This window comes from Streptomyces sp. NPDC031418 (assembly GCF_055581605.1).
Genome location: NZ_JBVIJC010000002.1, coordinates 123,280 through 146,755 on the forward strand (window position 1 = coordinate 123,280; position 23,476 = coordinate 146,755).

General features: G+C 71.9%; 19 protein-coding genes. 10 read left to right on the forward strand and 9 right to left on the reverse strand.

Features of this window, described 5'->3' with window-relative positions:
• The first annotated feature begins 10 nt into the window (after positions 1-10).
• Positions 11-880, forward strand: coding sequence for a chaplin (locus tag ACZ5CZ_RS02650; protein ID WP_468938560.1), 870 nt, complete (start codon positions 11-13; stop codon positions 878-880).
• Positions 881-963: 83 nt separating this feature from the next.
• Here ACZ5CZ_RS02650 and ACZ5CZ_RS02655 read toward each other — a convergent pair whose 3' ends face one another.
• Positions 964-1,152: a DUF5703 family protein gene (locus ACZ5CZ_RS02655; RefSeq protein ID WP_030053310.1), complete on the reverse strand. Its 189-nt coding sequence runs from the start codon at positions 1,150-1,152 to the stop codon at positions 964-966.
• 47 nt (positions 1,153-1,199) lie between these two features.
• Here ACZ5CZ_RS02655 and ACZ5CZ_RS02660 point away from each other — a divergent pair, with 47 nt between their 5' ends.
• On the forward strand, positions 1,200-1,910 hold the full coding sequence (locus ACZ5CZ_RS02660) for a hypothetical protein (RefSeq protein ID WP_385844568.1): 711 nt from the start codon (positions 1,200-1,202) through the stop codon (positions 1,908-1,910).
• A 57-nt stretch (positions 1,911-1,967) separates the two neighbouring features.
• Here ACZ5CZ_RS02660 and ACZ5CZ_RS02665 read toward each other — a convergent pair whose 3' ends face one another.
• Entirely contained in the window at positions 1,968-4,292 is a 2,325-nt protein-coding gene (locus ACZ5CZ_RS02665; protein ID WP_468938562.1) for a helix-hairpin-helix domain-containing protein, read from the reverse strand.
• Positions 4,289-5,272 (reverse strand): aldo/keto reductase, encoded by a 984-nt coding sequence (locus ACZ5CZ_RS02670; RefSeq protein WP_385844566.1) that lies wholly within the window; start codon positions 5,270-5,272, stop codon positions 4,289-4,291. Before ACZ5CZ_RS02670 ends, ACZ5CZ_RS02665 begins: the two co-directional genes overlap by 4 nt.
• Positions 5,273-5,437: 165 nt before the next feature.
• Between ACZ5CZ_RS02670 and ACZ5CZ_RS02675 the strand changes: the two genes are divergently transcribed.
• Complete coding sequence (locus tag ACZ5CZ_RS02675) at positions 5,438-6,493, forward strand: LLM class F420-dependent oxidoreductase (protein ID WP_385844565.1); 1,056 nt, start codon at positions 5,438-5,440, stop codon at positions 6,491-6,493.
• A gap of 173 nt (positions 6,494-6,666) precedes the next feature.
• Positions 6,667-7,455, forward strand: coding sequence for a ferritin-like domain-containing protein (locus ACZ5CZ_RS02680; protein WP_468938567.1), 789 nt, complete (start codon positions 6,667-6,669; stop codon positions 7,453-7,455).
• Positions 7,456-7,462: 7 nt separating this feature from the next.
• Here the strand turns inward: ACZ5CZ_RS02680 and corA are convergent, their stop codons facing one another.
• Positions 7,463-8,458 carry a magnesium/cobalt transporter CorA gene (corA, locus tag ACZ5CZ_RS02685; RefSeq protein WP_385844563.1) on the reverse strand — a complete coding sequence of 332 codons (996 nt, stop codon included), beginning with the start codon at positions 8,456-8,458 and terminating at the stop codon, positions 7,463-7,465.
• 62 nt (positions 8,459-8,520) lie between these two features.
• Here corA and ACZ5CZ_RS02690 point away from each other — a divergent pair, with 62 nt between their 5' ends.
• From ACZ5CZ_RS02690 to mshC, 4 genes are all read left to right on the forward strand, one after another.
• Positions 8,521-9,207 (forward strand): histidine phosphatase family protein, encoded by a 687-nt coding sequence (locus tag ACZ5CZ_RS02690; RefSeq protein ID WP_385844562.1) that lies wholly within the window; start codon positions 8,521-8,523, stop codon positions 9,205-9,207.
• 83 nt (positions 9,208-9,290) lie between these two features.
• Positions 9,291-9,881, forward strand: a complete 591-nt coding sequence (locus tag ACZ5CZ_RS02695; protein ID WP_385844561.1) for a DUF3090 domain-containing protein — start codon at positions 9,291-9,293, stop codon at positions 9,879-9,881.
• On the forward strand, positions 9,845-10,684 hold the full coding sequence (locus tag ACZ5CZ_RS02700; RefSeq protein ID WP_385844559.1) for an SCO1664 family protein: 840 nt from the start codon (positions 9,845-9,847) through the stop codon (positions 10,682-10,684). The genes ACZ5CZ_RS02695 and ACZ5CZ_RS02700 overlap by 37 nt, the downstream gene beginning before the upstream one ends.
• Positions 10,685-10,777: 93 nt before the next feature.
• Complete coding sequence (mshC, locus tag ACZ5CZ_RS02705; protein ID WP_468938572.1) at positions 10,778-12,007, forward strand: cysteine--1-D-myo-inosityl 2-amino-2-deoxy-alpha-D-glucopyranoside ligase; 1,230 nt, start codon at positions 10,778-10,780, stop codon at positions 12,005-12,007.
• 145 nt (positions 12,008-12,152) lie between these two features.
• On the opposite strand, the gene ACZ5CZ_RS02710 is transcribed toward mshC, so the two are convergent.
• The 5 genes from ACZ5CZ_RS02710 to ACZ5CZ_RS02730 form a co-directional block, all read right to left on the reverse strand.
• Positions 12,153-13,076 (reverse strand): PAC2 family protein, encoded by a 924-nt coding sequence (locus tag ACZ5CZ_RS02710; RefSeq protein ID WP_385844557.1) that lies wholly within the window; start codon positions 13,074-13,076, stop codon positions 12,153-12,155.
• A 211-nt stretch (positions 13,077-13,287) separates the two neighbouring features.
• Positions 13,288-14,901: a glycerol-3-phosphate dehydrogenase/oxidase gene (locus tag ACZ5CZ_RS02715; protein ID WP_385844555.1), complete on the reverse strand. Its 1,614-nt coding sequence runs from the start codon at positions 14,899-14,901 to the stop codon at positions 13,288-13,290.
• Between the two features lie 47 nt (positions 14,902-14,948).
• Entirely contained in the window at positions 14,949-16,487 is a 1,539-nt protein-coding gene (gene glpK / locus ACZ5CZ_RS02720; RefSeq protein WP_385844553.1) for a glycerol kinase GlpK, read from the reverse strand.
• Between the two features lie 117 nt (positions 16,488-16,604).
• Entirely contained in the window at positions 16,605-17,399 is a 795-nt protein-coding gene (locus tag ACZ5CZ_RS02725) for an MIP/aquaporin family protein (protein WP_385844552.1), read from the reverse strand.
• A gap of 347 nt (positions 17,400-17,746) precedes the next feature.
• Positions 17,747-18,511 carry an IclR family transcriptional regulator gene (locus ACZ5CZ_RS02730; RefSeq protein ID WP_385844551.1) on the reverse strand — a complete coding sequence of 255 codons (765 nt, stop codon included), beginning with the start codon at positions 18,509-18,511 and terminating at the stop codon, positions 17,747-17,749.
• Between the two features lie 279 nt (positions 18,512-18,790).
• Here ACZ5CZ_RS02730 and metH point away from each other — a divergent pair, with 279 nt between their 5' ends.
• Positions 18,791-22,309, forward strand: a complete 3,519-nt coding sequence (gene metH / locus ACZ5CZ_RS02735) for a methionine synthase (RefSeq protein WP_468938578.1) — start codon at positions 18,791-18,793, stop codon at positions 22,307-22,309.
• Between the two features lie 151 nt (positions 22,310-22,460).
• Positions 22,461-23,165: an HAD family hydrolase gene (locus ACZ5CZ_RS02740; RefSeq protein ID WP_468938581.1), complete on the forward strand. Its 705-nt coding sequence runs from the start codon at positions 22,461-22,463 to the stop codon at positions 23,163-23,165.
• Positions 23,166-23,476: the final 311 nt, after the last annotated feature.

The following is a 23,476-nucleotide window of genomic DNA, read 5'->3' on the forward strand; positions in this document are numbered from 1 at the left end:
GGAACTCAGCATGCGACAGGGCACCCGCAAGGGTCTGATGACCATGGCCGCCGCGACCGGTGTGATCGCCGCCGCGAGCGGCTACGCCCACGCCGACTCGGCGGCGGCCGGCTCCGCCACCGGATCGCCCGGCGTCTTGTCCGGCAACACGGTGCAGGCGCCGGTGCACGCGCCGGTGAACGTCTGCGGCAACACCGTGAACGTCGTCGGACTGCTCAACCCGGCGGTGGGCAACAGCTGCGCCAACCACGGCCAGGACACCTCGGGGGGATACGGCGACTCGGGCGGCCACACCGGCTCCGGCGGCTCGCACGCGGGCGGCCACACCGGCGGCTCCCCGGGCGTCGGCTCCGGCAACACCGTGCAGGTACCGATCGACGTCCCGGTGAACGTGTGCGGCAACAGCGCCAGCGTCATCGGCGTCGGGAACGCCACCACGGGCAACGACTGCGCCAACGGCGGCGGCCACCAGGCCCAGCCCCCGGGTGGCGGCAACGGCCCCGGCAACCCGCCGGGCCAGCCCGGTCACCCGGGGCAGCCGGGACATCCGGGTCAGCCCGGTCACCCCGGTCACCCCGGTCAGCCGGGACATCCGGGTCACCCCGGGAAGCCGGGTCAGCCCGGGAAGCCGGGTCAGCCGGGGCACCCCGGCACGCCCCACCAGCCCGGCGGACCGGGGACCCCGCCCGCCCAGGGCGGACACACCCCGCACGGCTCCAGCCAGGTCAGGGAGCAGGGCGGCGGCTCCGCGCAGTCGCTGACCGACGGCCAGCTCGCCCACACGGGCAGCGACCTGCCGCTGGGACTGGCGCTGCCGGCCGGCGCGGGCGCGCTGCTCGCGGGCGCGGTGCTCTACCGCAAGGCGCGGGCGGGCGTGTAGCACGGCGGACCGCACGGCGGTGAACGGAGCGGGCCCCGCCATGCCGGCGGGGCCCGCTCCGTCCGTTCTTCAGCTGTTCCGCCTCACCAGGTGGCACGCACCTGGCGGATGATCCGCCGACGCAACCGCACCTTGCGGCTGCCGTCGCGCAGCAGGCTCAGTCGGTCCAACTCCCAGTGTCCGTACTCGGCATGGTCCGTCAGCAGACGCGTGGCGTCCTTGCGGGACACCCCGCGAGGTACGTACACGTCGACAAATTCGTATTCCGGCATCGCATCTATTGTGCGGGCTGGTGCCCGGTACGGATAGCGTCTGCACTATGTCTGATGCTGCGCAGCCCACCGTTGCCGAGGTACGCGCCGCCGCCGAGGCGGTCAAGACCGCGCTGGACCGTCATCTCGCGGCGGTCGAACGCAGGTCCGGGGACGACGACCCGGCCGTCTCCGAGGCGTTCAACCAGCTGGCCGCGGCCGCCGAGGCGTACGACGAGCTGCTCTACGACCGCTATGACGAGGTCACGCCCTTCGAGATCCCCGGCACGGAGGACACACTGCCGCCGTACGCGGGCCCCGAGGAGCCGAACGCGATCAGCGTGCTCATCCGCCGCGACTACACCGTGGCGGAACCCCAGCGGCTGATCGCGCAGGCCCAGCGGGTCGAGGCGGTGGAGTACGAGGATCTCGGCGGCGGGGAGGGCGATGCCTCCGGGAGCCTTCCCGGGGCGCTCGGTGTCCTCTTCGGCGAGTTCGAACCGGACGAGATCGCCTCCCGGCACAAGGAGTTCGGCCTCGAGGAGGGCGACTCCACGCTCTGGGTCACCGCCGCGGAGGAGGCTCCGGAGGCCGGGGAGTGGCTGGAGTCGCCGTTCGAGCACATCGACGCGCAGGCGGTGGTGTGCCGGTTCGACGTCAGCGCGGTCTTCGACGAGGAGGACGCCGAGCCCGAGGAGGACGACGACCTCGAGTTCGACGAGGACGACGAGGACGGGGCGGACGAGGAGGATCTGGAGCCGCTGGACGCCGAGAAGTGAGCCGCTGCCGGCGGTGCCGCAGGGCGTGAGGCCGCCGCGGCACCGCCGGCCGTCCGCTCAGCCGACCGGGTGCTGCCCGAGCAGCGGCTGGAGCAGGGTCCGCAGCCGGGTCGTCCGCGGCTTGGCCGGCACCTCGGCCACCGCCTTCGGCAGCGCCTGCTCCACCCCGTGGACCACGGACAGATGCCGCTCCGCGCGGCCGAACGCCGTGTACACCCAGGGTCTGCTGAGCGTCTGGGCCGCGTCGCCGGGCAGCACCACGACCGCCGCCGGCCAGCGGGTACCGACCGCCTGATGCGCGGTCAGCGCCCAGCCGTGCCGTACGGCACCCTCCACCCGCTCGCGGGGTACGACCACCTCGGCACCCGCGCACGACAGGTGCAGCCCCCCGGCGTCGGCCCGCACCACCACGCCCGGCACGGTACGGCCGGGGGCGGGGGAGTAGGCGATCCGGTCCCCGGGGTCGAAGCCGCCGAAGCGGCCCGGGCCGGGGTTGAGGCGTTCCTTCAGCGCCGAGTTGAGGGCGCGGGTGCCCGCGGCACCTCCGTGCCCCGGGGTGATCACCACGCTCTGGTCGGCCGGAATGCCGAGCGCGCGCGGCACCGAGTCCGCCACCAGCTGCACGGTGCGGTGCACGGCCTCGCCCGCGTCCCGCACCGGGACGATGACGATCTCCTTGCCCGGCGCCGCGACCTGGTTCAGCTCGCCGACGCCGACGCCGGAGACCAGCTCGCCCAGCGGACCGGGGTCGGGCACCCGGGAGGCGAGCTGCGGGCAGGCGCCGGCCGCCAGCAGGTCGGCGAAGACCCGGCCGGGCCCCGCCGACCACAGCACCGCGGGGTCGCCGCTGAGCACCAGCCGGGCCCCGTCCGGCAACGACTCCACCAGCATCGCCGCGCTCTCCACGTCGAGCTGCGGCGCGTCCAGTACGACCAGCAGATCCAGCTCCAGGGCGCCGTCCGCGTCCCGGCCGGGCCCCTCGGCGCCGGACAGCAGACCGGCGACCGTCCCGACGGGCTGCTCCGCCGGCTCCCCGCCCAGCAGCGCGGCGAACCGGTGCCGCCCGCCCGGCGTGTGGCAGACGGCGAAGACCCGCAGGCCCGCGTCCCGGGCGGCGCCGAGCAGCGCGGCCGGTTCGGCGCGGGCCGCCTCCGCGCCGGTGTGCAGCACCAAGCCGTGCCCGGCGACCGCGCGCACCAGCTCGGCCGCGCCGCCGGAGACCCCGGCCGCGGCCGCCTCCCAGGCCTGTCCGGCCTCCGGGGAGAGGGAGTTGACCAGCCGGGCCAGGCCGTCGGCGAGGCTCTCCTCGGCGAGCGCGTACCGCTCCAGGCCGACGAGGACCCGGACCGGCCGCTCCGCCTCCTCGTCCTCCTCGTCCTCCTCGTCCTCCTCGGCTTTCCGCGGGGCCTGGGCGCCGGGCTCCTCCAGGGCGTCCTGGAAGGCCAGCGCCTCGCCCTCGGCGAGCGCGTCCTGCACGGCCGCGTCCGGGTCCGGCACGCCCTGCCGGCCCAGCGCCGCGGTGAGCGCGGGCAGGTCCAGCGCGGTGTGCCCGGTCAGGGCCGCCTGCTCCAGCAGCCAGACGGTCACCGCGCGGCCGCGCCGCTCGTCGTCCGGGCCGCACGCGGCGCCGAGCAGCGCCCGGGCGAAGCCGTCGGCTTGCTCGGGCCGCACCCCGCCGACCCGGAGCAGCTGCCAGGGGTCCTGTCGGAGCACGCCCTCGGCGCCCTCGCCGAGGGCCGCGGCCACCTGCGGGGCGAGGGTGTCGGGCGCGCCGCCCTCGGCCAGCACCCGGCGGACGGCGTCGACGGTCCGCGCGGCGGGGGCGACGGGCGCAAGGGCGGCGGGGGCGGGGGTGGGCTGGGGACGGCGCACGGGTTCGGGGGCCGGGCGGCGCGGCGCCGGTGCGGGCTCCTCCGCGAACACCGTGGCCGTCGGCTTCTCGCCGCTCTCCACCGCGCGGACCGCGGCGAGCAGGTCGGCCGCCTTGCCGCTGAGCTTGGTGCCGCTCTCGATCCGGGCCGTCTTCTCGGCCTTGCGCCGCTCGATCCGCTCCCGCTCCAGGCGCTGGGCGGCCAGCTCGGCCTGCGCCTCGGACACCTCGGGAGCCGCTGCCCCCGCGCCCTCGGCCGCTTCGGCGTGTTCGGGGGTCTCCGTGCCCTCGCCCTCGGCTTGTTCGGGGGTCTCCGTGCCCTCGCCCTCGGCTTGTTCGGGGGTCTCCGTGCCCTCGCCCTCGGCTTGTTCGGAGGTCTCCGTGCCCTCGTCCCCGGTCTGCTCGGAGGTGTGCTCGGAGCCTTGCGAGGGCGCCGACGCCTCGTCCGCGCCCTCCGGGATGTCCGGCGTCCCCGGCCCGGCTTCCTCCGTGGTCTCCGGCTCCGTGCTCACAGCGTGCTCCAGTCGTGATCGGGATAGCGGTGCACGGGCGCCGACACATCGTCCAGCGCCCGGCAGATCTCCTCAGGAAGACTAAGGGCCTCCACTGACAGTGCCGCCGTGAGCTGCTGCGCGTTGCGCGCACCCACGATCGGCGCCGCCACCCCGGGCCGGTCCCGGACCCAGGCGAGGGCGACCTGGAGGGGGGTGACGGCGAGTCCGTCGGCGGCCGTCGTCACCGCGTCCACGATGCGGGTCGCCGTGTCGTCCAGATACGGCTCCACGAACGGCGCCAGATGCTCGGAGGCACCGCGCGAGTCCGGGGGAGTGGTGTGCCGGTACTTGCCGGTGAGCACGCCCCGGCCCAGTGGCGAGGACGGCAGCAGACCGACCCCGAGGTCGAGCGCGGCGGGCAGCACCTCGCGCTCCACCCCGCGCTGGAGCAGCGAGTACTCCAGCTGGGTGCTGGCCAGCCGGGTCCGCGAGCCCGGCGCCGCGAGCTGCCAGGTGGCTGCCTTGGCCAGCTGCCAGCCGCAGAAGTTGGAGACCCCGGCGTACCGGGCGCGGCCGCTGCTCACCGCTATGTCGAGGGCCTGGAGCGTCTCCTCCAGGGGGGTGTCGGGGTCGTAGGCATGGATGTGCCACACGTCGACGTGGTCCGTGCCCAGCCGGGCCAGGGAGGCGTCGAGGGCGGCGAGCAGATGGCCGCGGGAGCCGTCGAAGCGGCGGTCGGGGTCGGGGACGCTGCCCGCCTTGGTGGAGATGACCAGGTCCCGGCGCGGCACCAGCCCGTCCATGAGCCGTCCGAGCAGATACTCCGCCTCTCCGTCGCCGTAGACGTCCGCGGTGTCGACGAGGGTGCCGCCCGCTTCCCAGAACGCCTTCAGCATGTCCGCGGCGTCATGCTCGTCGGTGTCCCGGCCCCAGGTGAGGGTGCCGAGGCCGATCCGGGACACGCGCAGGCCGGTACGGCCGAGATGCCTCTGCTCCATGCGGGCGAGATTACTGGCCAGAACCGGTGCGGTGGGTTGCCTGTGGACAACCGCCACCCCGGTCCCACGCCGCCCGCGGAATCGCCCCGCGGCCCTGCCGCACCCGGCCCCCCGCACGCTAAGGTCTCCGCCAAGGACGTTACTGACGGGTAAGAGGAGTCGCTGATGCAGCTCGGGCTCAACCTCGGCTACTGGGGTGCCGGAATGGACGCAGACAACCTGGCCGTGGCCCAGGAGGCCGAGCGGCTCGGCTACTCCGTGTGCTGGGCCGCGGAGGCCTACGGCTCCGACGCCGCCACCGTGCTCAGCTGGGTCGCCGCCCGGACCGAGCGCATCGACGTCGGCTCGGCGATCTTCCAGATCCCGGCCCGGCAGCCCGCCATGACCGCGATGACGGCGGCGACGCTGGACTCCCTCTCCGGCGGCCGCTTCCGCCTCGGCCTCGGCGTCTCCGGCCCGCAGGTCTCCGAGGGCTGGTACGGCGTCAAGTTCGACAAGCCGCTCGCCCGCACCCGTGAGTACGTCGAGATCGTCCGCCGGGCCATGACCCGCGAGCGGCTGACCTACGAGGGCGAGCACTGGACCCTGCCGCTGCCCGGCGGTCCGGGCAAGCCGATCAAGCTGACCGTGCACCCGCAGCGCGAGCACATCCCGCTGTACATCGCCGCGATCGGCCCGAAGAACCTGGAGCAGACCGGCGAGATCGCCGACGGCGCGCTGCTGATCTTCCCGGCCGCCGAGCACCTCGAGGAGACCACGCTGAAGTACCTGCGCGCGGGCCGCGAGAAGGCCGGCCGGACCCTCGACGGGTTCGACGTGGCCCCGACCCTGCCGCTCGCGGTCGGCGACGACAAGGACCTGGCCCGGCTCGCGGACACCTTCCGGCCGTACACCGCGCTGTACGTCGGCGGCATGGGCAGCGCCAAGCAGAACTTCTACAACCAGCTCGCGCAGCGCATGGGATATGTGCAGGAGGCCGCCGAGATCCAGCAGAGGTACCTGGCCGGCGACAAGCAGGGCGCCGCCGCCGCGGTGCCGCAGGACCTCATCGACAAGACCACACTGCTGGGCTCCGTCGACCGCATCGCCGACCGGATGAAGGCCTACGCGGCCGCCGGTGTGACCACCCTCAACCTCGCCCCGGCGGGCTTCGCGCTGGAGGAGCGGATCGCCTCCCTGCGCGCCGGCAGCGAGGCCCTGGAGCGCGCCGGGCTCGGCTGAGCGCCGGGAGATTCCAGCGGCCGTGGTGGGGGCTCGGGGGGTCTTCCCCGCCACGGCCGTCACGGAGAACAACGCGCCGCGCGCCACGCGGTTACGACCCCCGGGTCATTCTTTCGGCCGAGTGGTCCCGCACCCCTGTTGCGCGTCCACTTCGACCGCATTTGACTGGCGCCATGCTGTCGGCCAAGAGTCTGTTCCAGGAGATCCTCGACCACGACGAGTCCTTCCGGCTCTTCTGCTCCATCGCCGCCGGCGGGGAGTCCCAGGGGGGCTGGGAGAACGGCCGGATCGCCGCCCTGGCCCCGCGGAGCGCCCGCGCCCTCGCCCCGAAGATCGCCCGCCACGGCGCCGACGAGGACAAGCACGGCCGGATCTTCCGCGCCCTGCTGACCAAGCGCGGCCTCACCCCCGTCGCGGTGCCGCCGGAGACCGACTACACCATGCTCCTGGAACGGCACGGCATCGGCCTCGCGCACGAGCGGCTCAAGCGCGACGCCCCCCTCACCGACCGCGATCTCATCGTGTATCTCGCCCACAGCCGGGTCACCGAACAGCGCGCCTCCGAGCAGATGCAACTGCTCCTGCGGCACTTCGCCGACCACCCCGAGATCGGCCGGGCCGTCCGCATGATCTCGTCCGACGAGGACAACCACCTCGCCTACACCCACGAGGAACTGCTCCGGTTCGCCGCGGCCGGACACGGCCGGCTGATCCAGCGCACCCTGCGCGAGTGCGCCCTCGCCGAGATCCGCGTCTACCGGGACGTCAGCCTCGCCGTCATGGGCCACATGGGCCGCGTCCTGGGCTGGCCGAAGGCCAAGTCGGCGCTGCTCGCGGCCGGCATCCACGCCGTCTACGCCTACGAGCGCCTGGCCGGCTGGCACCGCATGGTCGGCCTGCGGATACCCGAGCGCCGGAACGCGCTCGGCGGCCCGGCCGCCCCCGCCCACGAGTTCGCCTGACCCCCGCTCACAGCCACCCGCGCCGCTTGAACAGCCGGTGCAGCAGCACCTCCAGCCCGGCCATCAGCAGGATCACCGCCGGATACGACCACACCCAGTGCAGCTCGGGCATGTGGTCGAAGTTCATGCCGTAGATGCCCGCGATCATCGTGGGCACCGCGGCCATCGCCGCCCACGCGGAGATCTTCCGCATGTCGTCGTTCTGCCGCACGCTCATCTGCGCCAGATGCGCCGACAGGATGTCCGACACCAGCCGGTCCAGGCCCTCCACGGACTCGTTCACCCGCGCGAGATGGTCGCCGACGTCCCGGAAGAACGGCCGCGCCTTGTCGTCCACGAACGGCACCCCGCCGCCCGCCGGACCGGTGGCGGCCAGCCGGGTCAGCGGCAGCGCGAGCGGCACGGTGGCCCGGCGGAACTCCAGGACCTGCCGCTTGAAGGCGTAGATCCGCGACGCCGTGTGCCGCGAGCCGCCGCCCTCCGGCCGGAACACCTCCTCCTCCAGCTCCTCCAGGTCCGTCTGGAGCTCCGTCGCCACCTCCAGATAGCGGTCGACGGTCGCGTCGGCGATCGCGTAGAGCACCGCCGTGGGGCCCTTGTCGAGCATCTCCGGCTCCTCCTCCAGCCGGCGCCGCACGGCGGCCAGCGGCGAGCCCTCGCCGTGCCGGACGGTCACCGCGAAACCGTCCCCGATGAAGATCATCACTTCGCCGGCCGAGACGGTGTCGCCCTCCGGCTCGTACACGACCGGCTTCAGCACCATGAAGAGCGAGTCGTCGTACACCTCCAGCTTGGGCCGCTGGTGCGCCTTGAGCGCGTCCTCGACGGCCAGCGGGTGCAGCCCGAACTCCCTGGTGACCAGGTCGAACTCCCGCTCCGAGGGCTCGTACAGCCCGATCCACACGAAGCCGCCCGCCGCCCGCGCCTCGGCGAGCGCGTCGGACAGGTCCTCCGGTCCCTCACTGCGATGCCCGTGCCGGTAAACGGCGCAGTCCACGATCACGGAGCGCATTCTCCTCTCGCCCGGCCATCGGCGCACCGGCTGATACGCCTACGCTGTTCCGCATGCCCACGCTGATCCTCGTAAGGCACGGACGTTCCACCGCCAACACCTCGGGGGTGCTCGCCGGCTGGACCCCCGGCGTCGCCCTGGACGAACGAGGCGCCGCACAGGCCGCCGCACTTCCGGGACGGCTCGCCGCGCTGCCGATCTCCGAGGTCGTCACCAGCCCGCTGCAACGCTGCCAGGAGACGGTGCGGCCGCTGCTTCAGGCCCGCCCCGGGCTGCGGGTCCACACCGAGGAGCGGATCGGGGAGTGCCACTACGGCGACTGGTCCGGCCGCAAGCTGGCCGAGCTGAAGGACGAGCCGCTGATGGAGGTCGTCCAGGCCCATCCGTCGGCCGCGGCCTTCCCGGGCGGCGAGTCCATGCGGGCCATGCAGACCCGCGCCGCCGAAGCCGTACGCGAGTGGAACGCGCGCGTGGAGCGCGAGCACGGCGCCGACGCCGTCTACCTCATGTGCTCCCACGGCGACATCATCAAGTCCCTCGTCGCCGACGCCCTCGGACTCCATCTCGACCTCTTCCAGCGCATCTCCGTCGAGCCGTGTTCCGTCACCGCGATCCGCTACACCCGGCTGCGTCCCTTCCTGGTCCGCCTCGGCGACACCGGGGACTTCGCTTCGCTCGCCCCCCGCGAGGAACACGGGGAGTCGGACGCACCGGTCGGGGGCGGTGCGGGCGCACCGTGATCGTCGGCCGCAGTAGGGTGAAGCGATCCACCCCTGCGGTTCCGCCCCGCGAACGAACCCCTCGAACTCAATGGAGACAGGACGTGTCCCGTCAGGTGTTCCTCTACGATCCGCCGGACCGCTTCGTGGCCGGCACGGTCGGACTGCCCGGACGCCGTACGTTCTTCCTCCAGGCCACCGCGGGTCCCCGGGTGACCAGTGTGGTCCTGGAGAAGACCCAGGTCGCCGCGCTCGCCGAGCGCATGGACGAACTGCTCGACGAGGTCGTACGGCGCACCGGCGGCAACGCCGCCGTGCCCGCCGTGGCCCCCGCCGAGATCACCGACACCGCCCCGCTGGACACCCCCATCGAGGAGGAGTTCCGCGTCGGCACCATGGCCCTGGCCTGGGACGGCGAGGAACAGCGCATGATCGTCGAGGCGCAGGCCCTGGTGGAGCTGGACGCCGACACCGAGGAGGACCTCGCCGAGGCCGAGGAGCGACTCCTCCAGGACGAGGAGAACGGACCCCCGATGCTGCGGGTCCGGCTGACCGGCGCGCAGGCCAGGGCCTTCGCCAAGCGCGCCCTCGACGTCGTCAACGCCGGGCGGCCGCCGTGCCCGCTGTGCAGCCTCCCGCTCGACCCGGAAGGACACGTATGTCCGCGCCAGAACGGATACCGCCGCGGAGCATGACCCCCCTCGGCACGGCGGCCCACGCGGCCGCCGTCGAGCTGCTCACGCACGGTGAGCTGACCGTGCGCGGCCGCATCCGCGAGGCGTCCAACGCGGCGCTGTTCTGCACGGTGGCGCACGACGGCCGGGAGGCTTCCTGCGTCTACAAGCCGGTGGCCGGGGAACGCCCGCTGTGGGACTTCCCCGACGGCACCCTGGCGGGCCGCGAGGTCGCCGCCTACGAGGTCTCCGAGGCCACCGGCTGGGGGCTGGTCCCGCCGACCGTGCTGCGCGAGGGCCCGTACGGCGAGGGCATGTGCCAGCTGTGGATCGACGTGCACGCCGACGCGGAGCTCCTCGCCCTGGTCGACGGCGAGGAACCGGAGCCCGGCTGGAAGGCGATCGGCCTCGCCGACGTCGGCGAGGGCCGCACCGCCCTGCTGGTGCACGCCGACGACGAGCGGCTGCGCCGGCTCGCCGTGCTCGACGCCGTGATCAACAACGCCGACCGCAAGGGCGGCCATCTGCTGCCCACCGCCGACGGCCGGCTCTACGGCATCGACCACGGCGTCACCTTCAACGTCGAGAACAAGCTGCGTACGCTGCTGTGGGGCTGGGCCGGTGAGCAGCTCACGGCGGAGGCCGTCGGCGTGCTCCGCGGCCTCCGGGACGGCCTCGCCGGGCAGCTGGGCGAGCGGCTGGCCGCGCTGATCACGGCCGCCGAGATCGACGCCACGCGCGCGCGTGTCGAGCAGCTGCTCACCTCGGGTCTGCACCCCGAACCCAGCGGGGAGTGGCCCGCCATCCCCTGGCCCCCGGTGTAAGCACATCCCGCCGCCAAGTACAAGAACGCACATCCGGCCATCGGGCGTGATCTCGTTCGTCCTTGCCGCTCATGGCCGGTTAGGCTCATGTACATGCATGCCTGGCCCGCTTCCGAGGTCCCCGCCCTGCCTGGTCAGGGCCGCGACCTGAGGATCCACGACACCGCGACCGGCGGTCTGGTCACCCTCGACCCCGGTCCCGTCGCCCGTCTCTACGTCTGCGGCATCACCCCGTACGACGCAACCCACCTGGGACACGCGGCGACCTACAACGCGTTCGACCTCGTTCAGCGCGTGTGGCTCGACACCAAGCGGCAGGTCCACTACGTCCAGAACGTCACCGACGTCGACGACCCGCTGCTGGAGCGGGCCGAACGGGACGGCATCGACTGGGTCGCCCTCGCCGAGAAGGAGACGGCCCTCTTCCGCGAGGACATGACCGCCCTGCGGATGCTCCCGCCCCAGCAGTACATAGGCGCCGTCGAGGCGATACCCGGCATCGTCCCGCTGGTGGAGCGGCTGCGCGACCTCGGCGCGGCCTACGAGCTGGACGGCGACATCTACTTCTCGGTCGAGTCCGACCCCCACTTCGGCCAGGTCTCGAACCTCGACGCGGCCGCGATGCGGCTGCTGTCCGCCGAGCGCGGCGGCGACCCGGACCGCCCGGGCAAGAAGAACCCGCTGGACCCGATGCTGTGGATGGCGGCCCGCGAGGGCGAGCCCAGCTGGGACGGCCGCACCCTCGGCCCGGGTCGCCCCGGCTGGCACATCGAGTGCGTGGCCATCGCCCTCGACCACCTCGGCATGGGCTTCGACATCCAGGGCGGCGGCTCCGACCTCGCCTTCCCGCACCACGAGATGGGCGCCTCCCACGCCCAGGTGCTCACCGGCGAGTTCCCCATGGCCAAGGCGTACGTCCACGCCGGCATGGTCGCCCTGCACGGCGAGAAGATGTCCAAGTCCAAGGGCAACCTGGTCTTCGTCTCCCAGCTCCGCCGGGACGGCGTCGACCCCGCCGTCATCCGCCTCGCCCTGCTCTCCCACCACTACCGCGCCGACTGGGAGTGGACCGACCAGGTGCTCCAGGACGCGCTGGACCGCCTCGGCCGCTGGCGCTCGGCCGTCTCCCGCCCCGACGGCCCGTCCGCCGACGCGCTGGTCGAGGAGATCCGCGAGGCCCTCTCGAACGACCTGGACGCCCCCACCGCGCTCGCCGCGGTGGACCGCTGGGCCGCCCGCCAGGAGGCGGAGGGCGGCACGGACACCGGCGCACCGGGCGTCGTGACCCGAGCGGTCGACGCCCTGCTCGGAGTGGCCCTGTAAGGCACCCCGCAAGGGGCGCGGGGAACTGCGCGACGAGCCCGAGCGGACCCACACCCGCACCACGGCCCGTCGCGCCGCCCCATGGCGCATCGGCAACAGAAAGAAGGGGCGGCTCCCCACAAGGGAGCCGCCCCTTCGCCGTACCTCAGTCCTCCGGACCGTCCTCGTCGTCCTCCCTGGACCCGCCGCCCCCCGCCGGAGGCCGCTGCTTGCCGCCCGGCGGCGGATTCACATCCCGCCGCCGCAGATACCGCTCGAACTCGCGGGCGATCGCCTCACCCGACGCCTCCGGCAGCTCCGCGGTGTCCCGGGCCTCCTCCAGCGTCTGGACGTACTCGGCGACCTCGCTGTCCTCGGCGGCCAGCTGGTCCACACCGACCTGCCAGGCCCGCGCGTCCTCCGGCAGCTCCCCCTGCGGGACACGCAGGTCCAGCAGGTCCTCCAGCCGGTTGAGCAGCGCCAGCGTGGCCTTCGGGTTGGGCGGCTGCGAGACGTAGTGCGGCACGGCCGCCCACAGCGACACCGCCGGGACACCCGCGTGCGTGCACGCCTCCTGAAGGACGCCGACGATGCCCGTCGGCCCCTCGTACTTGGTCTCCTCCAGATCCATCCGGCGGGCCAGGTCCGGGTCGGACGTGACCCCGCTGACCGGCACCGGACGCGTGTGCGGGGTGTCGCCGAGCAGCGCGCCCAGGATGACCACCAGCTCCACACCCAGCTCGTGTGCGAAGCCCAGCAGCTCGTTGCAGAACGAACGCCAGCGCATCGACGGCTCGATACCGCGCACCAGCACCAGGTCGCGCGGCTTCGCACCGCCGACCCGGACCACCGACAGCCGCGTCGTCGGCCACGTGATCTTGCGCACGCCACCGTCCATGAACACCGTGGGGCGGTTCACCTGGAAGTCGTAGTAGTCCTCGGCGTCCAGCGCCGCGAACACCTCGCCCTTGAACTCGCGTTCCAGATGCGCGACCGCCGTGGAGGCGGCGTCGCCGGCATCGTTCCAGCCCTCGAACGCGGCCACCATGACTGGGTCGATCAGCTCGGGAACCCCCTCCAGCTCGATCACCCAGTGCCTCCTTCCGACGTGCCCTCGCTTGACTCACCAACCTTACGGCGTCCAGCGGGGGCGCCCGCAGCCCCCTTGCACGGGGGAGTGAACGGATCACTGCCCCGATCGCCGCCTTCGGACACCCCTTCCGCACCGGGCGTCCGGGCAGGCCGAAGGGGCTGCCCCACCGGTCACCGCCGATGTGGAACAGCCCCTGGGCCGCGCCCGGTTACTTCTTGTCGAGCAGGTCCTGCACCTTGCCGCGGACCTCGTCCGTGGCAAGGCCCCGGATGGTCAGCGTGGTCCGGCGGCGCAGCACGTCGTCCGCCGTCTCGGCCCACTCGTGGTCACGGGCCCAGACGACCTGCGCCCAGATCTCCGGGGCGTCCGGGTGGACGCGCTCGGCCAGTTCCGGGTTGTCGTTCGCCAGCCGGGCGATGTCGAAGGCCAGCGAGCCGTAGTGGGTCGCCAGGTGCTTCGCGGTGTCCGCCGCCATCCGCGGGCCCGGCGCCGGGTGGTCCACCAGCAGCCGGTGCGCGACCGCGCGCGGGTTGGCGACGCCGGGCAGCGGCAGCTTCTTCGGCAGCGAGGAGATCGGCTCGAAGTCGTCGCCGAGCGGGTGGCCCGGCAGCGCCTCCAGCTTCTGCATGATCGTACGGCCGATGTGGCGGAAGGTGGTCCACTTGCCGCCCGCGACGGACAGCATGCCGCCCTTGCCCTCGGTCACCACGGTCTCCCGCTTGGCCTTGGCGGTGTCGCCGGGGCCGCCCGGCAGCACCCGCAGACCGGCGAACGCGTAGGTGATCAGATCGCGCTGGAGCTGCTGGTCGCGCACGGAGAACGCGGCCTCGTCCAGGATCTGGGCTATGTCCTTGTCGTTGACCGCGACATCCGCCGGGTCGCCCTCGTACTCCTCGTCGGTCGTGCCGAGCAGCAGCATGTCCTCCCAGGGGAGGGCGAAGGTGATCCGGTACTTGTCGATCGGGGTGGCGAGCGCGGCCTTCCACGGCGAGGTCCGCTTCAGCACCAGGTGCGCGCCCTTGGACAGGCGGATGGACGGCGCCGCGTTCGGGTCCTCCATCTTCCGCAGGTGGTCGACCCACGGTCCGGTCGCGTTCAGCACCAGACGGGCGTTGACGCCGAACTCCTCGCCGGACAGGCGGTCCTTCAGGTCCGCGCCCGTCACCCGGCCCTTGGTGAAGCGCAGACCGGTGACCGCGGCGTGGTTGAGCACGACCGCGCCCGCGTCGACGGCCGCACGGACCGTCATCAGCGCCATCCGCGCGTCGTTCATCTGGTCGTCGCCGTACACGGCCACGGCCTTCAGGTTCTCGGTGCGCAGCTCCGGCACGTCCTGCGCCGCCTTGGCGGGGGAGAGCAGGTGGCCCACGCCGTCACCGAACGCGGAGAGCGCGGAGTAGGCGAAGACGCCCGCGCCGAGCTTCGCCGCGCCGTGCGGCCCGCCCTTGTACACGGGGAGGTAGAAGGTGAGCGGGTTCGCCAGGTGGGGGGCCACCTGGCGGGAGACCGCACGGCGCTCGAAGTGGTTCTCCGCCACCAGCTTCACCGCGCCGGTCTGCAAGTAGCGCAGTCCGCCGTGGAGCAGCTTGGAGGAGGCGGAGGAGGTGGCACCGGCGAAGTCGCCGGCGTCGACCAGCGCCACCCTGAGCCCGGACTGCGCGGCGTGCCAGGCGGTGGAGATGCCCAGGATGCCGCCGCCGATCACAAGAAGGTCGTACGACGCCTTGGAGAGCTGCTCCCTGGTCTCGGCGCGGCTCGGGTTGGAGCCGGAGGCCGGGTGCGTCCCCAGGGCAGGCAGGGTCAGGGTGGACTGACTGGTCATGTCGGGTACTTACTCCTCGTCAGAGCTGACTGAGCAGGGGGAACCGCTCAGCTCTCGTCCTCGATCCAGCCCATGGTCCGCTCGACGGCCTTGAGCCAGTTCTTGTACTCACGGTCGCGGGTCTCCGCGTCCATGCGGGGGGTCCACTCGGCGGCCCGGCGCCAGTTGGCGCGCAGCTCGTCGGTGCTGGACCAGAAGCCGACGGCCAGGCCGGCGGCGTAGGCGGCGCCGAGGCAGGTGGTCTCCGCGACCATCGGGCGCACCACGGGCGCGTCCAGGACGTCGGAGAGCGTCTGCATCAGCAGGTTGTTGGCGGTCATGCCACCGTCGACCTTGAGGGTCACCAGCTCGTCGCCGGAGTCCTTCACCATCGCGTCGGCGATCTCCCGGGTCTGCCAGGCGGTGGCCTCAAGGACGGCGCGCGCGAGGTGCGCCTTGGTGACGTACCGGGTCAGACCGGCGATCACACCGCGGGCGTCGGAGCGCCAGTGCGGGGCGAACAGGCCGGAGAAGGCCGGCACGAAGTAGGCACCGCCGTTGTCCTCGACCGAGAGCGCGAGCGTCTCGATCTCGGCGGCGGTGGAGATCAGGCCCATCTGGTCGCGCATCCACTGCACCAGCGAGCCGGTGACGGCGATCGAGCCCTCCAGGGCGTACACCGTCGGCTGGTCGCCGATCTTGTAGCCGACCGTGGTCAGCAGACCGGCGTAGGAGTTGATGATCTTGTCACCGGTGTTCATCACCATGAAGGTGCCGGTGCCGTAGGTGGACTTGGTCTCACCCTCGGAGAAACAGCACTGGCCGAACAGGGCCGCCTGCTGGTCACCGAGCGCGGAGGCCACCGGGATGCCGCCGAGCAGCTCGCCGAGGCTGCCGCCGGTGATCTCGCCGTAGACCTCGGCGGAGGAGCGGATCTCGGGCAGGATCTGGAGCGGCACGCCGATGGACTCGGCGATCTTCTCGTCCCACTGCATCGTGTGCAGGTTCATCAGAAGGGTGCGGGAGGCGTTGGTGACGTCGGTGACGTGCTTGCCGCCGTTGACACCACCGGTCAGGTTCCAGATGACCCAGGTGTCCATGGTGCCGAAGAGGATGTCGCCGGCCTCGGCGCGCTCGCGCAGGCCCTCGACGTTGTCGAGCAGCCAGCGGGCCTTGGGGCCGGAGAAGTACGAGGCCAGCGGCAGGCCCGTCTCCCGGCGGAAGCGGTCCTGGCCGACGTTGCGGCCCAGCTCCCGGCAGAGGGCGTCGGTGCGGGTGTCCTGCCAGACAAGGGCGTTGTAGACGGGCTCACCGGTGTTCTTGTCCCACAGCACGGTGGTCTCGCGCTGGTTGGTGATGCCGATGGCCTTGATGTCGTCGCGGGTGATGCCGGCCTTGGCGACCGCTCCGGCGACGACCTCCTGGACGTTGGTCCAGATCTCGTTGGCGTCGTGCTCGACCCAGCCCGGCTTCGGGAAGATCTGCTCGTGCTCCTTCTGGTCGACGGCGACGATACGGCCGTCCCGGTCGAAGACGATGCAGCGGCTGGAGGTGGTGCCCTGGTCGATCGCGGCGATGAACGGGCCTGCGGTGTGAGCGTCGGTCACTGTGTGCTCCTGGAAGATCCGTGGGTGTGGGGCTGTGCGTACGGCGCGTGCTTCGCGGCTCGTGCCGGGCGGCGGGGGCGCTGCCCGGACCGAGCTTCTCGAGCGGACGTGCGCTTCCTAAGCGAAGGCGACGTTGTAGATCCCTGCGGCGATCGCCGCGCCGATCAGCGGGCCGACCACCGGGATCCAGGCGTAGCTCCAGTCGGAGCCGCCCTTGTTGGGCAGCGGGAGCAGGGCGTGCACGATGCGCGGACCCAGGTCACGGGCCGGGTTGATGGCGTAGCCCGTGGGACCGCCGAGAGACAGACCGATCGAGACCACGACGAACGAGGTGATCAGGCCGCCCAGCACCCCCAGGCCGTCGCCCTTGGCGTTCAGGCCCTGCGTGAGCACCGCCAGGACCAGCACGATCGTGCCGATGATCTCCGTGGTGAGGTTCTGCACCGCGTTCCGGATCTCCGGACCGGTGGAGAAGACGCCGAGGACCGGGCCGGCACCCGACTCCTGGGCCTCCACGGCCTTGGCCGTGGTGTCCTGCGCGCCCGGACCGCCGACGATCTCCTTGTCGGTCAGGTGGGCGTGGAACTGGCCGTAGTAGGCGAGCCACACCAGGGCCGCGCCGATCATCGCGCCGAGCAACTGGCCGGCGAAGTAGACCGGGACGTGGCTCCAGTCGCTGTTCTTGATGGCGAGCGCCACCGTGACGGCCGGATTGAGGTGGGCGCCGGACAGCGGTCCGGAGATGTACACGGCCGTCATGACGGCGAAGCCCCACCCGAAGGCGATGGCGAGCCAACCGGCGTTACGGGCCTTGGAGGCCTTCAGCGTGACAGCGGCACAGACGCCGCCGCCGAGCAGGATGAGTATGGCGGTACCGATGGTCTCGCCGATGAAGATGTCGGAGCTGGACACCCGCGACTCCTTTGTCCTTCGTCCAGGGAAGCCGAACCCCGGGTCCCTCCGGGGGTTCTGGCGCCCTCGGGGGTGAGAGCGATGCCGGCCCTTGGCGTTGTCACACTCTAGCGCGTATTGCCGGTAGGTGTTCGACAATGCCGACCGATGGACGGGAGTCTTGCTTCGGCCTTACGCATGCGTCAAGGGTTCTGTTATCGAAAACAGGATCGTTATTGATCGCTGTCGCCTATCGCTCTTCGCTCACTGACGTACGCCGTCGCCCGATATGTCCACTTCAGGGTAGGGCGAGAACCGGAACGCCGCCCGGCGTCCCGGTGAATCCCCAGGTCAGCGCCCGCAGGCGCTCAGAAACGTCCGGCGCCCAGATCCCTGGAGACCGCGCGGGCGCAGTCCCGCACCGCCGCGATCAGCTCCGGACGCACCTCGCCGTCGCGGCACAGCCGCTCCACGGCACCGGTGATCCCCACCGCGCCCACGGGCATCCGCCGCCGGTTGTGGATGGGGGCGGCGACGGACGCCACCCCCTCCCAGGTCTCCTCCACGTCGGCCGCGTACCCACGCGCGCGTGTCATGTCGAGGAGGTGCTCGAACTCCCCGGGATCGCACACCGTGCGGTCCGTGAAGGCCTTCCGCTCGGTGTCCAGCGCCTCGCTGTGCGCCACCGGGTCGTACGCCGACAGCACCTTGCCCAGCGCCGTGGAGTGCAGCGGCTGCATGGCCCCGATCTCCAGCACCTGCCGGCTGTCGTCCGGCCGGAAGACGTGGTGCACGATCAGTACGCCCTGCTGGTGCAGCACGCCCAGATAGACGCTCTCACCGCTGGAGCGGGCCAGGTCGTCGGCCCACACCAGGGCGCGCGCCCGCAGCTCGTGCACATCCAGATAGGTGGTGCCGAGGCGCAGCAGCTCCGCGCCCAGCTGGTAGCGCCCGGAGGCGTCGTCCTGCTCCACGAAGCCCTCCTGCTGGAGGGTGCGCAGAATGCCGTGGGCGGTGCCCTTGGCGAGGCCCAGCGACGAGGCGATGTCCGACAGGCCGAGCCGTCGCTCGCCGCCCGCGAGCAGCCGCAGCATCGCGGCCGCCCGTTCGAGCGACTGGATGTTCCGTGCCATCGCCGTCCTGCCTCCGTCCCCTTCGACTGCCACCGATGCCTTCGCAACACCGTTCGGCAATGTCGAACACTACCGGTCCATGCCGACCTCCCGCTAATGGTCGGACGGCACTTGTTACACGACAGGTGGCCCGGACGTGACGTCCGGGCCACCGCGTCCGTCTGCTGGACGCCTCTGCCCATCCAAGCCCACTCCCGGTTACGCTGACGCCGTGCGGCCATCCCGCCCTGCCGGGGAAACCGCATAGCCGACAGCCGTCGCACCCCAGGGAGCCCCTACATGGCCTCGTTGCCGACGTCCCCTTCCGCCGACAGCCGGACCCGCGTGTCCGCGCTCCGAGAGGCGCTCGCCACCCGTGTGGTGGTCGCCGACGGAGCCATGGGCACGATGCTCCAGGCCCAGGAGCCCACGCTGGAGGACTTCCAGCAGCTCGAGGGCTGCAACGAGATCCTCAACATCACCCGCCCGGACATCGTCCGCTCGGTCCACGAGGCGTACCTCTCCGTGGGCGTGGACTGCGTGGAGACCAACACCTTCGGCGCCAACCACGCGGCCATGGCGGAGTACGACATCGCCGACCGCGTGCACGAGCTGTCCGAGGCCGGTGCCCGCATCGCCCGCGAGACCGCCGACGCGTTCACCTCGCGCGACGGCCGCCAGCGCTGGGTGCTGGGTTCCGTCGGCCCGGGCACCAAGCTGCCCACCCTCGGCCACATCGGCTACACCACCATCCGCGACGGCTTCCAGGCCAACGCCGAGGGCCTGCTGGCCGGCGGCGCGGACGCGCTGATCGTGGAGACCACCCAGGACCTGTTGCAGACCAAGGCCTCGGTACTGGGCGCCCGGCGGGCCATGGAGCGGCTGGGCGTGCAGGTGCCGCTGCTGGTGTCCATGGCCTTCGAGACCACCGGCACGATGCTGCTGGGCTCGGAGATCGGTGCCGCGCTCACCGCGCTGGAGCCGCTGGGCATCGACATGATCGGCCTGAACTGCTCCACCGGCCCGGCGGAGATGAGCGAGCACCTGCGCTATCTGACCCGGCACTCCCGGATCCCGCTGCTGTGCATGCCGAACGCGGGTCTGCCGGTGCTGACCAAGCAGGGCGCGCACTTCCCGCTGGGACCGGAGGGCCTGGCGGACGCGCAGGAGACCTTCGTCCGCGACTACGGCCTCTCGCTCATCGGCGGCTGCTGCGGCACCACCCCCGAGCACCTGCGCCAGGTCGTCGAGCGCGTCCGTGACCTCACGCCCACCGAGCGCCACCCGCAGCCCGAGCCCGGCGCCGCCTCCCTCTACCAGGCGGTGCCGTTCCGCCAGGACACCTCCTACCTGGCCATCGGCGAGCGCACCAACGCCAACGGCTCCAAGAAGTTCCGCGAGGCCATGCTGGAAGGCCGCTGGGACGACTGTGTGGAGATCGCCCGCGAGCAGATCCGCGAGGGCGCCCACATGCTCGACCTGTGCGTGGACTACGTCGGCCGGGACGGCGTCGCCGACATGGAGGAACTGGCCGGCCGCTTCGCCACCGCCTCCACCCTGCCGATCGTCCTGGACTCCACCGAGGTCGACGTGATCCGCGCCGGGCTGGAGAAGCTCGGCGGCCGCGCGGTCATCAACTCCGTCAACTACGAGGACGGCGACGGCCCGGACTCCCGCTTCGCCAAGGTCACCCGGCTCGCCCAGGAGCACGGCGCCGCGCTCATCGCGCTGACCATCGACGAGGAGGGCCAGGCCCGCACCCCGGAGAAGAAGGTCGAGATCGCCGAGCGGCTGATCGAGGACCTCACCACCAACTGGGGCATCCACGAGTCGGACATCCTCATCGACACCCTGACCTTCACCATCTGCACCGGTCAGGAGGAGTCCCGCAAGGACGGCGTCGCCACCATCGAGGCGATCCGGGAGCTGAAGCGCCGCCACCCGGACGTGCAGACCACGCTGGGCCTGTCGAACATCTCCTTCGGCCTGAACCCGGCCGCCCGCATCCTGCTCAACTCCGTCTTCCTCGACGAGTGCGTCAAGGCGGGCCTGGACTCGGCGATCGTGCACGCGTCCAAGATCCTGCCGATCGCCCGCTTCTCCGAGGAGGAGGTGCGCACGGCGCTGGACCTGATCTACGACCGCCGCGCCGAGGGCTACGACCCCCTCCAGAAGCTGATGCAGCTCTTCGAGGGCGCGACCGCGAAGTCGCTGAAGGCGAGCAAGGCCGAGGAGCTGGCCGCCCTCCCGCTGGAGGAGCGGCTCAAGCGCCGCATCATCGACGGCGAGCGCAACGGCCTGGAGGCCGACCTCGCCGAGGCCCTCCAGGAGCGGCCCGCCCTCGACATCGTCAACGAGACGCTGCTCGACGGCATGAAGGTGGTCGGCGAGCTGTTCGGCTCCGGCCAGATGCAGCTGCCCTTCGTGTTGCAGTCCGCCGAGGTCATGAAGGCCGCCGTCGCCTACCTCGAACCTCACATGGAGAAGTCGGACGCGGCGGGCAAGGGCACGATCGTGCTCGCCACCGTGCGCGGGGACGTCCACGACATCGGCAAGAACCTGGTCGACATCATCCTGTCCAACAACGGCTACAACGTGGTCAACCTGGGCATCAAGCAGCCGGTCTCGGCGATCCTGGAAGCGGCCGAGGACCACCAGGCCGACGTGATCGGCATGTCCGGGCTGCTGGTGAAATCCACGGTGATCATGAAGGAGAACCTGGAGGAGCTGAACCAGCGGGGCCTGGCCGCACGCTTCCCGGTCATCCTCGGCGGCGCCGCCCTCACCCGCGCCTACGTCGAGCAGGACCTGCACGAGATCTACCAGGGCGAGGTCCGCTACGCCCGGGACGCCTTCGAGGGCCTGCGCCTGATGGACGCCCTCATCGGCGTCAAGCGAGGCGTGCCCGGCGCGAAGCTCCCCGAACTCAAGCAGCGCCGGGTCCGCCCGGCGGCCGCCGCCCAGGTCGTCGAGGAGCGGCCGGAGGAGGGACACGTCCGCTCCGACGTGGCCACCGACAACCCGATCCCCGAGCCGCCCTTCTGGGGCACCCGGGTGATCAAGGGCATCCAGCTCCGGGAGTACGCGAGCTGGCTGGACGAGGGCGCCCTGTTCAAGGGCCAGTGGGGGCTGAAGCAGGCCCGCACCGGCGAGGGAGCGACGTACGAGGAACTGGTCGAGACCGAGGGCCGCCCCCGGCTGCGCGGACTGCTGGACCGGTTGCAGAGCGAGAACCTGCTGGAGGCGGCCGTCGTCTACGGCTACTTCCCCTGCGTCTCCAAGGACGACGACCTGATCATCCTGGACGAGCAGGGCAACGAGCGCACGCGCTTCACCTTCCCGCGCCAGCGCCGTGGCCGCCGCCTCTGCCTGGCCGACTTCTTCCGCCCGGAGGAGTCCGGCGAGACCGACGTCGTCGGCCTCCAGGTCGTCACCGTCGGCTCGCGCATCGGCGAGGAGACCGCCAAGCTCTTCGCCGCGAACGCCTACCGCGACTACCTCGAACTGCACGGCCTGTCCGTGCAGTTGGCCGAGGCGCTCGCCGAGTACTGGCACGCCCGCGTCCGCTCCGAACTCGGCTTCGCCGGCGAGGACCCGGCCGACATCGAGGACATGTTCGCCCTGAAGTACCGGGGCGCCCGCTTCTCCCTCGGCTACGGCGCCTGCCCCGACCTGGAGGACCGCGCCAAGATCGCCGACCTGCTCCAGCCCGAGCGGATCGGCGTCCACCTCAGCGAGGAGTTCCAGCTCCACCCCGAACAGTCCACGGACGCCATCGTGATCCACCACCCGGAGGCCAAGTACTTCAACGCCCGCTGATGTTTTCCACGCCTTCGCCGGGGGTACACCGAAGCCCCCGACCATAAAACAAGGCGTTTCACCAGCAACAGACGTACACTGGTCGATCCACCGCAGGCCGGTTCCCGCACGGGAACCGGCCTGATCGTCCCTACGCAGGAGGTGCGCCCGGATGACCACCACGGTCCCCGCGCTCGGAACCAGTACGGGCGAAGGCTCGGCCCTGCAAGCCGTGCTCCTCGACATGGACGGCACGCTGGTGGACACCGAGGGCTTCTGGTGGGACGTGGAGGCCGAGGTCTTCGCCGCCCTCGGCCACACCCTGGACGAGTCCTGGCGGCACATCGTGGTCGGCGGGCCGATGACCCGCAGCGCCGGCTTCCTCATCGAGGCCACCGGCGCCGACATCACCCTCGCCGAACTCACCGTGCTGCTCAACGACGGCTTCGAGGACCGCATCGACCGCGGCCTGCCGCTGATGCCCGGCGCCGCCCGGCTGCTCGCCGAACTCCACGAGCACAGCATGCCCACCGCCCTGGTCTCCGCCTCCCACCGGCGGATCATCGACCGCGTGCTGGCCGTGCTGGGCCCGCAGCACTTCGCGCTGTCCGTCGCCGGCGACGAGGTCTCCCGCACCAAGCCCTTCCCCGACCCGTACCTGCTCGCCGCCGCGCAACTCGGCGCCGACCCGGTGCGCTGCGCCGTGGTGGAGGACACCGCGACCGGCGTCGCCGCCGCCGAGGCCGCAGGCTGCCATGTGGTCGCCGTACCCTCCATCGCCCCCATCGCCCCGGCCGAACGCCGTACCGTGGTCGGCTCGCTGGAAGAGGTCAGCCTGACGTTCCTGCGCGGCCTGATGCCCCAGACGGCCCACTGACTCACCGGACAGTTGCAGGCGTGATGTTCCTCACTCGGGCGGCTCTCGACAACGTTGCCCGAGTGTGCCGACCGGCCCGGATCTTGCGGAATCACCGGTTCCTTGTGTCCTGATTGATGGGACGCTGCACTAATCCTGCCGCTGTCGGGTTTTCTGTGCGTCCACATCCGGTTCCCCTGCGTGATGACAGGTCAACTCGGCACGCTGTGAACCCTCCTGCGGGCGCGGACTAATCTCGTCGCGAGAACATCGCCGCAACCCCCCGTGATCCCGCCGCACCACCCCGCCCGCCGGATCCACGGGAACCGAAC